Origin of the sequence: Croceicoccus naphthovorans (assembly GCF_001028705.1) — a bacterium.
Classification (GTDB): Bacteria; Pseudomonadota; Alphaproteobacteria; order Sphingomonadales; family Sphingomonadaceae; genus Croceicoccus; species Croceicoccus naphthovorans.
Map to the genome: position 1 here is coordinate 1,825,888 of NZ_CP011770.1, position 13,005 is coordinate 1,838,892.

A 13,005-nucleotide genomic window follows, 5' to 3' on the forward strand; every position below is an offset into this window, starting at 1 on the left:
TTCCTAGACAAGTAGGATTTCGAGCGTCACCACAGGATTATTCCTACAGCGAATCGCCGCAGTCCCGCTGGCGATGGATGAGAACAGGGAGGTCGCCTTGCTGCTTAGGGAAATCGAGAAATTCCTTGCCCGTACCGGAATGCCCGCCACCAAGTTCGGTCGCCTTGCCGTCAGCGATCCGCGCCTTGTGCTCGACATGCGCAACGGCCGCGAACCCCGTCGTCGCATGATTTTACGGGTGGAACATTTCATGAACAAATACACCGAAACCCTTACCAAACGCCCCCAGGAGTCGCTCGATGTTCGCTGATACGCCGCCCCCCTCGCCCCGCCAGCGCCGCTATCCCACCGAACGGATCGAGGCAGCGCTGCGCGCGCTGTCGGGCGGCCATGGCCGCGTGGTCATCCACCGCGAGGTGCCATGGGCCAGCATCACCTTTTCGGGCAGCCGCCACACCTTGTCGCTGACCTTTTCAGGCGCAGAGGCGGTCGAAGCGGGCGAACGCATGATCGCCGACCTGCCCGATCACGAATTCATCATCCCCGGCCAGCTTGTCGCCGATGCACAGGTCCTGTCGGTCGACCACGCAATGCTGCCCGAACCGGTGCTGCGCGCGGAAGTCGAACTGCTGTTGCTGGAAGACCGCTAAGGAACCCGACGCCGCAGGGTGGCGGGCGCGGATGCCCCCACCCAGTGGCGCATGTCGACGGTGTTCGACACCTTGTAGACCTGTCCCTTCGAATTCAGGAACAGCTTCTCCATCTCCGCCCGCGTAAAGGGCCGACTGCCAAGCCGACCGAATACCGCGATCTGGCCGCCGGTTTCGTCAACAGCGCGGTCGCGGTCCAGCCCCTTGCTCATCGCCAGAGCCGGAGACGGAGTTTTCACCCATGCGATCAGCATCGGCTTCGGGGTCGGCGCGAAGCCATAGACATTCGGCGTCCGCTCGAAATCGGTGAGCTGCACGACCTTCATCCCGTTCACCCCGTCGGCGACATAGGCAAAGGCGCTGGCGTTGGTGGAGCCGACGATGACATCCTCCGCATCGGTCAGGGTGCCGTCGGCGGTGAACTTCTCGATCACCTTGGGCCGCGTCGGCGCGGTGACATCGACGATCACCAACCCCTCGGCCTTGGCCGCGACATAGGCGTATGTGCGCGCCAGATAGACCCGCCTTGCATCAGCCAGCGGCACCGTCGCACCCGCGACCGGTTTCGGCCTGGCCAGATCGGTCACGTCAAGCAGTTCCAACCCGTTCGCGGTCGTCGCCCACAGATAGCGGAACTGGATCGCGGTCGCGCGCGGATCGCGCAGCGGCACGACGCTGGTGACGCGCGGATCAAGGCAGGTCTCCCCGCCTTTCCTCATCGACACCTCGCACGGCGCATCCGGGGACCAAGCCTTCGGCAGGTGCACCGTCACCAGCGCTTGGGCCGTCACGACATAGGCATAGTCGCCCGCCAGCGTGATGTGCCGCGCGCCGGTCAGCACGCCATCCGGATTGAAGGTGAAGGCGCGGCTGAGGAAGTTGTTGCGGAATTCCCCGTCGGCCATCGTATCGACGTTGACTGCGATCAGGCCTTCCTCTGCATCGGTGACGAAGGCGTAGGAATAGACCGGGCTGAACGGCTGTTCCTGGTTCACGCCGCGCAGTTCGGGCGTGTTGCGGGTGGGCGCTATGGCCTGATTGGTCGGGATCGCCATGCAGGTCGCGTTCTTGGTCTTCACCCGCGTATCGTGGCCCAGCGGGCTGAACGGCGCGGTCGTGATGCTTTCCGAAAAGCCCTTGTTGCCAACCGAGGCGATATCATAGACCGCAAAACCGCCCTTGCCCTGCGCGGCGAACATATATTCGCCGCGCATCTGAAGGCAGCGGACCACATCGGGCGTGCCCTGCACCACATTGCGAAACAGCTCGCGCTGCTTCGTCTCGCCCGACAGGTCGGCATCCGCAATCGGCCCGCGCGTCCATTCCTTCAGCTCGCGCCCGTTGTCGTTAACGTGTGCACGCCAGTAATCGGGATAGGCATAGCGGTGGAGATAAGACCCGATCACCGCCTGCGGCTCGTCCCACTCGGTGACGCGCACGGCTTCGAACCCGTTCTCCAGCCCGGTAAAGGCATGCAGGCCGACGAAATTCACGTAATTCGTGCCGAGCAGCAGAAGCTGCGCCATGATCGCATTATTGTCGTCCGCCTCGCTGACGTGACAGTCGCTGCACTGCTTCGTCTCGTTCTTGCGCACCGTGTGCGGGAAGTGCGGCGCGAAAGCCTGTGACGAGTATCCGATGGAACTGATCGGCGGCTGCTGCACGTAGATGCGTTCGCGGTTGATGTTCGTCGACGACAGGATCAACGCCGAGGTGCTGCGGATCGGGGCAATCAGCGCTTTTCCAGGCTCACCACTGGCCTTGGTGGTCTGGTGGCGGCCCAGCTGGAACATCTGATCGCGCGCGACCTGCGGGTTGTAGGTGGCGTAGTTGCGCGTCTCGTCCTGCTCGTACTTGTGAACGCCCGACTTCCAGTTCGCCTCGATCGGCAGGTGACAGCCCGCGCAGCTTGTCGTCCACGCAAGGTGACAGGTGAAGCAGGCCATGTCGTCATCGTCATGCGCCCGGTCCGCCTTGGCGACGCCTGTGCCGAACCGATAGTCGCCGGTCTCCGCCGCGTCCTTCGCCATCAGCTTGGCGCGGGCGGCCTTGGGGTTGAACACCGGTTGGCCGACGATATTTGTCACGCCCTGCCAGCGGGCATCGACTGCATCTTTGACGAGGCTGACCTCCCACTCAAGGTCGGGGTCGATGATCGACCGCTGGATCAGCACCTTGCGCCCACTCGCATCCTCGAACCATTCGAAGCGCGGCTTGCCGTCCATGTTGCGCAAAAGGGCAAGGTTATGCCCCTCTGGCGGCGCGGCGAGGTTGCTGGTTTTCAGCGTCGGATAGGCGTCTGCCGTGCCGTGGCAGTCCTTGCAGCCGATCTCGACCGCATTGGCCACCTCGCCATAGATCAGGCCCGATCCGTGGCTGTCCTGCGCGAAGTGGCAGTCGGCGCATTGCATCCCCTTTTCGGCGTGGATGTCCATCATGTGGACCGACTTGCCGGGGTTGCTGCCGGGGGCCACGAACTTGCCCTCGCCGTCCTTGCGCCATTTCTGCGGGTCGTTTTCGGCGACGATATGATCGGTATCGGTGCCGTAGCTGCTCATATCGCCATCGGCGTCGAGCAGGTTGCCGCGCCGGTCGCGCTTCAGGATCGCGCGGAAGTTCCAGCCGTGACCGTGATAGTCGGCGAACTGCGTATCCTCGTTCGTCTCGTTCAGGTCATAGACGTTGCGCAGGAATTCCACGTCGCGCCACAGCCCCGATGGCGATGCGCCTTCGGGGTTGCGGTCCAGCACCTCGCGCTTTTCCTTGGCGGTGGGGTAGTACTGTTCCTTGAACAGCCGCGCGTAATCCTCGTCGCTCATGCCATCGGGGCGCGGGGCGGTATTTTCCGGGCCGGGCCACATCTGCGGCGCGTCGGATTCGTAATCCCACATCGTATAGCCGAGGTAGGTGTTCAGGAAGATGTTCGGCTGGTGCATGTGGCAATTCATGCACTGCGCGGTCGGGATGGCGCGGGTGAAGGTGTGGGCGAGCGGATGGCCGCGCTCACGCTCGTTCAAGGGCACCGGGCCGGTGGCATGCCCATGCTCGTCCAGACCTGCCGCCGCATGGGCATCGGCCTTGCTCATCGCGTGATCGTCGGCGGTGCCGTGGGGGGCAACACCCTTGGCCGGGCCGAAAGCGACCTGCTGGGCCGACATGGTGGCGGCGCGGCAATCATCCTCGGTCGCGGTCTCTTTGCCGCGATAGCCCTTCGCGCCGTGATGCGTATCCAGCACCGATCCGGCGACCTTGCCATGCGCTTCATGCCCGGCAGCATCGTACGTGCCATACGCGCCCGACAGGTGCCGCCCTTCGCGCAATCCGTTGATCGCCGGGTCCAGCGTCACCGTCTGCCCGTCGCGCCCGCACTGCGCGTAATTCATCGAATGGCGCGGCTCGCGGTCGTTGGCGTAGATCACATGGCACGCCGCACAGCCGGAGGAGCGATAATCGCCCGGCTGGTCGTTCGTCCCCATCTGATAGAGGAACGGGTCGTTCAACCGCGTCTTGTGGATGTTCAGAACAGGGATCGCGACGCGCAGCCCGGTCGAAGGCCCGCGGTTCGACTGCTTCAGATCGGGTCGCCCCGGCTCCTCCAGCCGCTGGATTTGCCCGGTCGGGTTAGGCAGGCCGATTTCCGGGAACTGCGGGTTTATGGTGCGCCCGCCATCCTCGAACACGCGAAATATGTCGCCGGGCGGCACGGTGGTCCATGTCGGCAGCGGGTAGAGCACCGGCAGTGCGCCGCGCGCCTTTTCCTCTTCGGTGACAGTACCCCACATCGGCTTGCCATCGGGGCCGATCTGCTGGCTTGCGCTCTTCACCAGCGCCGGTTCGCCATCGCGGGTGTAGCTTTCACCGAAGATGTAGTTTTTGAAGGGCACGATACCGTTGTTGTACGCGGCGCCGCCCCACAGCATCGCGCCGGTCGACATCAGGCTGCGCTCGCTCGCCTCGATAATTTCGATATGGCAGGCACCGCAGGCATCGCGAACGACGCGGTAATCGGACGGGTTCACGAAACGGACGAATTCCGGGCTCTCCTTGGCCAGCAGCGCATAGGACCGTTCGGGGTTCGCGCTGCTCGGCCAGTTCCAGCCTGCCGGGTATTTCGGCAGGACGTGCGCCGCCTTCATCGCCGCCATGTAATCCAGACCGCCGTGATCCCATTCGGGCGCGGCCCTCACCGTACCGTCGCCGCCGTGGCAGTTGACGCAGCTCAGCACCACGGCGGGGCTGGCGTGCATCGTCTTGTGGTCGGTCTGCGTGTGGCAGGTCTGGCAACCGGCGTTCTGTTCGTCGACATAGGCCCAGTTCTCGGCCAGCGTATCGCCCGGCTGGCCCTTTGGCGCGGGCGCGGCGCGGGTGTGCTTTACGTCCTGCGGCTTCTCGCCGCCCGCCGCCATCAGCGCCGCCGGGATCAGCAGGGCCGCGATCAGCAGTGAAAGCCTGCCGAGACGGCTGGAAGAATTCGCCCCACGCATCAGAAGGCAAACGTCGCGTTGGCGAGGATCGAGTAGAACCGGTCGTCGCGCCCTTCGGCCACGAACAGGTCCCCGAACCCGGCGGAAGGATCGAACACCGCGCCCGACAGGCGCAGCACCGCGTTCTGGTTAGCCCACGGACGCCAGATGCCCGCGACCGAGATGTCATGGCCGATGGACGTCGGGATCGACCCTTCGGAACGGAGCACCTGCACCACATCGGTCTTGTCGAACCACAGGTGGTTCCAGTTGGCCGAGACGCGCACATCGGGCGTCAGGTCCGCGTCCACCCCTGCCCCGACCAGAATCGTGCCGGGGTTGTTGAAGTTCGACTGCCCCTGCTCCTTGCTCGACCGCAGCGAATTCAGGATGCCGTTGCGCCCGTTCACGCCGATAGCACGCCCGCCGCCTGCAAAGGGAATCGTCTGCCGGATCCAGTACGAGGTATCGGCGCCCGCGAAGACTGGGTTCTCGAAGATGGCGTCGAAGCCCTTTTCCTTGCCGTCATAGGGATCGCCATCGCCGCTGGCGTATAGGCCGGACAAGCGAAAGCGCAGCCAGTTGACGTCATAGCTGGCTTCGGCGGCGGCGAAAAATGCCTGAATTCGCGACTCACCGTCGGTAAAAATGTCGTTCCGATCCTCACCGAACGCGCCGTACAATTGCGTCGTCAGGTTCACGCGACCGAAATGCCCGTCCATCGCGTGGCCGAAATAGACGACATCGTAATCCCGCCCCCGCAAATTGCCGAGCAGCGCGGGTCGGACCGGAAAACCGTTCTTGTCGACCTCGATATCCCCCGCCTCTCGGTTCATATTGTAGGTGACCGAAAGCTGGCTGGTCATGCCGACGACGGGAAAGTCCTGCCGATAGACATTGGCGGTGAATACGTAATCGTCGCGCGGGCTCTGCGTGATGTCGTTCAGGCCCGAATTGGTGTCCTTCTCAACCCGCCAGAACGCGGCGGCGTTGAATTGCCAGCGGTTGTTGTCGCGATTACCAAAGAACCGGATGCCGAGCTGGTTGTCCTGAAACAGGAAACCCCGGAAATCCGACTGCCACGGCTGAATGCCCGCGCGGACCGAGAAGAAATCGTACCGCTTCGAATCGAACCGCGCGAGGTGGTAATCGACGAAGGCTTCCTGCACGCCCACGAACATGTCGTGTCGCTCACTGTCCTCGCTCGGCTCCACCTCCAGCACGCGGCGTTCGGGCACGTCGACGTAGTTGTACTGACCCGCCAGCGTCAGGCGATACTCGACTGCAGGCGGCTTGAACGCGGTCATGCCTTTCAGCAACGAAACGCCCGCGATGAAGGTCTGGGCCAGCACCAAACTGTCGCTGCGCCCGAAGACGTCGAGCCGGTCGGGATCGCTTGTCGTCTGCACGCCGACGGGAATCGGGAAGCTGCGCGGTTCGACCACCGTGTCGGAAATGCCGGTCAGGATAAGGTACCAGTCCTCGCCCTTCAGGAAGCCGGGCCGCCCCTTGCCCAACGGACGGTCGCCTTTCAGCAGGTTGTGGTGAAATGGATCGAGCTTCGACCGGCACAGCGAGCGCAAGTTCGGATAGAGCGTGTAGATCGTCGTGTCGCCACCTGCCGGGCACAGCGTGCTTGTGATCCGCGCCCGGTCAGGCAGTGCGACGTCGAGCGTCAGATCGCCCTCACTGCCATCATACTTCGTGTAGAATGCCTCGGGCGGCGGCGCGCGGACCGCGCCTTCGTTGTCCTGCACGATGGGGTCGGGCAATTCGCGTTCGATCCCGGGGCGGCGGCGGTCGTCCAGCGGCACGTCCTCGACATCTTGCAGCACCGGGTCATCGATCACCACGGGTTCCGAGACCGGCTCCGCAGAAGCGGGTTCAGCGGCTTGGGCCGCGATCATCGCCAGTGGCGAGACGAGGATCGCCGCGATGCTCATCACAAACCGTCGCACACGTTCTGCGCGTCCGTGTCGAGGAACGGCGCGAAGGGGCAAGAAACATAGCGCAGCCGCACTTCGGCATCGCCAAGGTCGACCACGATCCTGTCGGCGCGGATCGCCTTGGGCGCGTTGTTAAGCGTGCCCGTCCGCTCACCCGCGTTATGGGTGCCCAGGAAGCTGATCATATCGTCCTGGTCGATACCGTCGCCCGACACGCCAATCCCGCCGACCAATACGCCATCGCGATAGACCGGGACCGAGCCGGGGAAAATCTGGATACCATTGGCAAGCCTGCGCTGGCCCGTCGGCGCGGGGGTAATGCCGGTACACTGGCGCGGGGTATCGGCGTTCAGCCCCCGCACGAAGCCGACATGTTGCAACAGGTTGCCCGCGATCAGCTGCACCTGAAGCCCGGTGGCGAAAGGATTGAAATCCTCGATCGGACGGCTGAGCGGGCCATGCGGGCGGCCCAACTCGCCATCGGGGAAATAGGGGCGCGACAGGTTGCCGCCGCTGCGGTCGGCAAAGGCGAAAGTGCCGGTAAGCGCCGTCGCATCATTCAGGAAATCCCGGACCAGTTGCACGAAGGGCGCGGCCGCCGCGTCGGTCATCATCTGGTCGGCGGCGACGGGGTTGGAGAAGAACGTCGCCGTCCGCGCCTTTTGCAGCGAAACGTCGGTGCCGAAGATCGGCGCATCGGGGCTGCGCACCACGCCCAGCACTTCGCCATAGGTATCGACAAGACTGATCGAGACTTGCGCCCGGCTGTCGAGCGGGCGGCGGATCTGGGCGCGGGCGCGGCTCATCACCGTGAACGCTTCCTCAAGTATCGCCCGCGCCTCTGCCTGCGTCAGCGGCTGGGCATGGGCGGCACCATCGGTCGCGGCGCGCACCGGGAAACGGTTCGTGCCCGCGCCGTCGGTCAGGATGAAGGCATCGTCGTTAGTAAACTCGCCAGCCGTCGCCTGCCGGATGCCCGAAGCCTCGGTGCCATAGGCCGTGCCCGCGATCAGCGTACCGTCGGTATAACCGGTGATCGGGATCAACGCCCCCGCCACGCCATCGATCGCCGCGAAATTGGTCTGGAGCGGGGACAGCTTGCCGACCGAGGCGTCGGAAAAGCGCAGTGTCGTGCCGTCCACCGTGATGCGGTTGGCAAGGATGTTCGACGGCGGCGCAAAGCTCTGCATCGCGGCCAGCGCGATGTATTCCTCTGCATCGGTATCGACATCGAGCACGTTGGGATCGAGGCCATAATCGCCATCGCCCATCACGCCCACACCGCCGACGACCACGCCGTTCTTGTACAGCGGAAAGCCCCCCGGATCGGCGGCCAGCCCCAGCGGCGACCGCTTCGGTCCGATCAGCCCGTCGCTGGCTCGCGCGGCAAGGTCCGAACAGGGCAATTGCGAGAACTGCACCCCGAACAGCGGCCCCGATTCCAGCCCCGGCGTGGTCGGTGCAGGGGGAAAGTGTTCCTGCACGATCATGCTGGCCGTGCGGCTGGAAAAAGCGTTGCCGCCGCTGGACAGGTATGCCCCCGTGATGGCCTTGGCGATGGCCCCCGCCGCTGCCGGGATCGGCAAGCCTTGCGCGTCGATAGGTGGTACGTTGTCGGTGCCGAGGAGCGGGATGAATGCGCTCGTCAGCATCTCGTCATCCGCGCCGTTCATGCGGAACACGGCCAGCACGTTGCCTACCCGATCGACCACCGCGATGGTGCTTGGCAACCCGCGCGCCTGCGCCTCGCCCACGGCTTGCGCGATCACCTGCTGAACGTCGGCTACGCTCAGCGATTCCTGCACCGGATCGGAATAGAGCCGCCCCGTCGTGGGGCTGGGCGTCGGGGTCGGCGCAACCCCGCCGACCGAATTGCCGTCACCACCGCCGCCACAGCCGGATACCGCAAGCGCCGCCGCAGCAACGGCGCAGAAAGTGCTGCCGATGCGGGTCATTGCATGCTCCGGATTGAACGAACCGCCCCGGCCAGCGCGCTGCGGAAGGCGAGCGGCTTGAAACCGTTCGGATCGTTCACCGCCGCATAGGCGCGATTGATGTCGAGCCGCAGCGCCGAAGCCTGCCCCTCGCTGATCGCGCCTTGCGCGACGAGGCCGGATACCAGCGTATCCATCGCCATCACCGACTGCACCGCGCCCTCGTAATCGGTGTAGCGCACAGCCACCGCCTCGCTGGCGATGGCGTCCAGCATCGCGAAACCCTGCTTGTCGGTGAAGGCCGAACCGGCAAACCGCGTCGAAAGCCCGCGCGCCATAGACCGCATCTTGCCCGCCTCTGTCACGGCAGCATCGCGCCCCTGCAACATCGCAGCGTGGAACGAGCGGGTCTGCCCGTCGTAAGCGCCCGTCAGATCGGGGGCCAGCACGCGCACGGCGGCAGCCAGCATGATCATGTTCTCGTCATTATAGGGCGGATAGCCCGGCGGGATCGGGCGCAGCGGGTTCGCCACCTTGCTCGCCCGGACATCCTCGCCATCGAATATCCGGCGGTGGCACGAATGGCAGTCGAAGAAATAGAATTCCGGGAACATCCCGTCGGTCGCAAGCCCCGGCTTTTCGAACAGCGCCAGCGAACGGTTTAACGCCTCTGCCTGACCCACCGCCCAGTTGCGCAGCGCGTTCGGTCGGCCCTTGCGCTCAATGTAGTCCGCATCGACGTTCCAGTGCTGCTGCAGCGTCGAGAACAGGTCCAGCTCGAAAGAAATGCGCGGGTGCCCGGCCCCCATGATCCGGTGATAGGCGAACTGGCCCTGCCGGTCCGACCCGAAGTGGCAATCGAGGCAGACGTTCGCCCGCACCTGCGGATCGACCAGATCGGTCATGCCTTGCGAAACGCTGCGTTCGTGCGTGGTGCCGACGGTGTAGTGCCCCGCGATCCACTGACCAGCAGCGCCGTGGCACGATTCGCAGCCAACCGCGTCTTCCACGCGCGCTGCGCCCGGTTCGGCGTGGCAACCAAGGCAATCGCGCGCCACCCCCGCCTGATCCAGCCCAAGGCGGCGGATAATGTCCTGCCCCCGCGGTTGGAACAGCACGCGATAGGCGCGCGAATGCGCCCCGGTGGGAGAGCTTTCTTCCTGCCAAAGCTGCAATTCGTCCTGCCGCACAGGGGTACCGTCGCCCAGCGAACGCCCGTGGCAGGTCGACCCCGCGCATGACGCGACGCCAAGGTGGCGCTTCATGGTATCGGACCTGCTGGCCTGCGCCTCGACCGGCGCGGGCGCGATCAGCATGCTGGCGGCCAGGGCAACGGCGGCCATCAGGAAACAGGCGAAAAAAGCGATCAGAGCCGGGCGCGAGACGACGGTGGCGAAATGCCATCCCCTGCTGCCGTTCGGCTGGCGCACACGATTTCCCCCATGAAGGCGAACGCAATGCGCCGCCTGTCCCTACCCGTGGAGGAGCCTACCCTGCCCTTGCCCGATTCTTCAACCCGCCAAGGCGCTGAATTTCCCGATCAAGCGCGCCGGATGACCATGTTTCGGATCTCGCTCATGTCCTCCATGGCGAAACGAATGCCCTCGCGGCCAAGGCCGGAATCCTTCACTCCGCCATAGGGCATGTTGTCAACGCGATAGGATGACACGTCGTTTACCACGATACCGCCAACTTGAAGGTCGTCCCACGCATCCAGCACCTTGTGAATGTCGCGCGTGAAGAGGCCTGCCTGAAGCCCGAAGCGCGAATCGTTCACTTCGGTCATAGCCGCATTCCAGTCCGTGAACTTCGACAGCACCGCCAGCGGACCGAACGCCTCTTCACGAACCGCGTCGCAACCGTCGGGGGCATCCTCGATCAGCGTTGCCTCCAGCATGGCACCGTCCAGCCCGCCGCCGCAGAGCAGCCGCGCGCCCGCCGCCACCGCATCGTCGATCCAGCCTTTCAGGCGCTTGGCCTCCTTCTCGGAAATCATCGGGCCGATGAACGTGTGGCGGTCCTTCGGATCGCCCGAAACCAGCGCCTTCGTCTTGTCGACCAGCATCTGCTTGAACCGGTCGTAGATGTCAGCGTGGATGATGATCCGCTGCACCCCGATGCACGACTGGCCGGATTGATAGAACGCGCCGAAGATGATGCGTTCCAATGCGTGGTCCAGATCGGCATCCTTGTCGACGATCACCGCCGCATTGCCGCCCAGCTCCAGCACGACTTTCTTCTTCCCCGCCTTGGCTTTCAGCGCCCAGCCTACTTCCGGGCTGCCAGTGAAGGACAGCAGCTTCAGCCGCTCGTCGGTGCTGAACAGGTCCGCCCCGTCGCGGCTGGCGGGCAGGATCGAGAACGCGCCTTCGGGCAAGTCGCATTCGGCCAGAACCTCGCCCATGATGATCGCGCCCAGCGGGGTCAAGCTGGCGGGTTTCATCACGAAGGGACAGCCCATGGCGATGGCCGGGGCGACCTTGTGCGCGGCAAGGTTCAGGGGGAAATTGAACGGGCTGATGAAGCTGCACGGACCAATCGGTACGCGCTTCCACATGCCGATATAGCCCTTGGCGCGCTCCGAAATATCGAGCGGCTGCACCTCGCCATAGTTGCGCGTCGCTTCTTCGCTGGCGATGCGGAAGGTGTCGATCAGCCGCGTGACCTCGCCCTCGGCATCCTTGATCGGCTTGCCCGCCTCTACGCACAGGGCATAGGCCAGATCGTCGAACCGTTCGCGAAACCGCTTTACGCAGTGATCGAGCACGGCCTGCCGTTCATAGCTGGCCAGCTTTGCCATCGGTTCTGCCGCCCGCACCGCCCCCGCGATGGCTTCCTCGATCACGTCGGGCGTAGCCAGCGCGGTGCGAAACGCCAGTTTGCCGGTGAACTTGTCGGTTACTTCAAGATCGGTGTTGGGCTGCGCCGCCTTGCCGTTGAGGTAGAGGGGGTAGGTATCTTTGAGTTCGGGCACGGTATTCTCCTGTTGCCCCTTCAAGCGGTCGGCGGGCAGCGCGGTTCCGGGCGTCGCGCACGAAAATCGCGGAACACATCGGGTCGCAAGCCTTTAATCAGGGAAACGCAACAGGGACAGCGGGACATGCAGCACAGATCACCGACACGCCTTTCGCCGGGCGACTGGATCAGCGTGATCAAGGGCGGCTGGGCCCGCGCCAGCCAGCACAACATGGGCCTGATCGCGGCGGGCGTGGCGTTTTACCTGTTCCTGGCAATGGTCCCGCTGCTGGGCGCGATCGTCATGCTTTACGGCATCGTCGCTCGGCCAGAGACGGTCGCAACGCATATCGCCGAACTGTCGCAGGCCCTGCCCGCGGCGGCGGCCGAGATCGTGACCGGGCAGATTCAGGGACTGGTCGAAACGCGCGGATCGACCAAGGGTTTCGCTTTCCTGACCGCCTTGGCGCTGGCTCTGTTCGGCGCGCGCAACGGGGCGGGATCGATGATCATCGCACTGAATGTTGCGTTCGGGTGCCCGGAGGGGCGCGGGTTTGTGAAGAAGAACCTCATGGCCCTGGCCGTGACTGTCGGCGGGGCGCTGGCGGCGGTGGTGCTGTTTGCCGGGATCGGGGCATTCGGGGCGCTGCAAGCCTTCGTCGCGCCTGATTCGGTGGTGCTGGGTCTGGTGGCGCAACTGGCGACGTGGGCCGTGCTGATCCTTGCGCTGGCGACGTTTATCGCGCTGCTGTTCCGCTATGGCCCGGCGTGCCAGACGCCTTCGCTGCGCTGGCTGACGCCGGGGTCGCTGTTCGCGGCCTTTGTGGCGGCGGCGCTTACGTTCGGATTCGGGGCCTATGTCGCCAACTTCGGTAACTACAACGCGACTTACGGCGCGCTGGGCGGCGTGGTCGTGCTGCTGACGTGGATGTGGTTGACGAGCTATGTCGTGTTGATCGGCGCGGAATGCGATGTGGCGTTGATGGATCGGGAGGATACGCCCGATCCAAGCCCGCGCCCAAGCTAGGAACGCGAAGCGCTCCGCCGCTTGGAAGCG

At 64.6% G+C, this 13,005-nt stretch carries 8 protein-coding genes; 3 read left to right on the forward strand and 5 right to left on the reverse strand.

Features of this window, described 5'->3' with window-relative positions; genetic code table 11:
- The first annotated feature begins 97 nt into the window (after window positions 1–97).
- Both AB433_RS09305 and AB433_RS09310 read left to right on the forward strand, forming a co-directional pair.
- Window positions 98–310, forward strand: coding sequence for a hypothetical protein (locus AB433_RS09305; RefSeq protein ID WP_047823739.1), 213 nt, complete (start codon window positions 98–100; stop codon window positions 308–310).
- Window positions 300–650 (forward strand): hypothetical protein, encoded by a 351-nt coding sequence (locus AB433_RS09310; RefSeq protein WP_047820804.1) that lies wholly within the window; start codon window positions 300–302, stop codon window positions 648–650. Before AB433_RS09305 ends, AB433_RS09310 begins: the two co-directional genes overlap by 11 nt.
- Here AB433_RS09310 and AB433_RS09315 read toward each other — a convergent pair.
- The 5 genes from AB433_RS09315 to AB433_RS09335 form a co-directional block, all read right to left on the reverse strand.
- Window positions 647–5,134 (reverse strand): LVIVD repeat-containing protein, encoded by a 4,488-nt coding sequence (locus AB433_RS09315; RefSeq protein ID WP_047820805.1) that lies wholly within the window; start codon window positions 5,132–5,134, stop codon window positions 647–649. The two genes, AB433_RS09310 and AB433_RS09315, sit on opposite strands and share 4 nt — an antisense overlap.
- Complete coding sequence (locus AB433_RS09320) at window positions 5,134–7,056, reverse strand: hypothetical protein (protein ID WP_047820806.1); 1,923 nt, start codon at window positions 7,054–7,056, stop codon at window positions 5,134–5,136. Before AB433_RS09320 ends, AB433_RS09315 begins: the two co-directional genes overlap by 1 nt.
- Window positions 7,056–9,014, reverse strand: a complete 1,959-nt coding sequence (locus AB433_RS09325; protein ID WP_047820807.1) for a heme-binding protein — start codon at window positions 9,012–9,014, stop codon at window positions 7,056–7,058. The genes AB433_RS09320 and AB433_RS09325 overlap by 1 nt, the downstream gene beginning before the upstream one ends.
- Window positions 9,011–10,423, reverse strand: coding sequence for a multiheme c-type cytochrome (locus tag AB433_RS09330; protein ID WP_245626628.1), 1,413 nt, complete (start codon window positions 10,421–10,423; stop codon window positions 9,011–9,013). Before AB433_RS09330 ends, AB433_RS09325 begins: the two co-directional genes overlap by 4 nt.
- 110 nt (window positions 10,424–10,533) lie before the next feature.
- Window positions 10,534–11,967, reverse strand: coding sequence for an aldehyde dehydrogenase family protein (locus AB433_RS09335; RefSeq protein WP_047820808.1), 1,434 nt, complete (start codon window positions 11,965–11,967; stop codon window positions 10,534–10,536).
- Window positions 11,968–12,093: 126 nt separating this feature from the next.
- On the opposite strand from AB433_RS09335, the gene AB433_RS09340 reads away from it, so the two are divergent.
- On the forward strand, window positions 12,094–12,975 hold the full coding sequence (locus AB433_RS09340; protein ID WP_047820809.1) for a YihY/virulence factor BrkB family protein: 882 nt from the start codon (window positions 12,094–12,096) through the stop codon (window positions 12,973–12,975).
- Window positions 12,976–13,005 lie beyond the last annotated feature (30 nt).

Bases quoted from the DNA above. Each gene is read 5' to 3' on its own strand.
- AB433_RS09310 (WP_047820804.1), top strand. From the start codon at position 300: ATGTTCGCTGATACGCCGCCCCCCTCGCCCCGCCAGCGCCGCTATCCC.
- AB433_RS09315 (WP_047820805.1), bottom strand. From the start codon at position 5,134: ATGCGTGGGGCGAATTCTTCCAGCCGTCTCGGCAGGCTTTCACTGCTG.
- AB433_RS09320 (WP_047820806.1), bottom strand. From the start codon at position 7,056: ATGAGCATCGCGGCGATCCTCGTCTCGCCACTGGCGATGATCGCGGCC.
- AB433_RS09325 (WP_047820807.1), bottom strand. From the start codon at position 9,014: ATGACCCGCATCGGCAGCACTTTCTGCGCCGTTGCTGCGGCGGCGCTT.
- AB433_RS09340 (WP_047820809.1), top strand. From the start codon at position 12,094: ATGCAGCACAGATCACCGACACGCCTTTCGCCGGGCGACTGGATCAGC.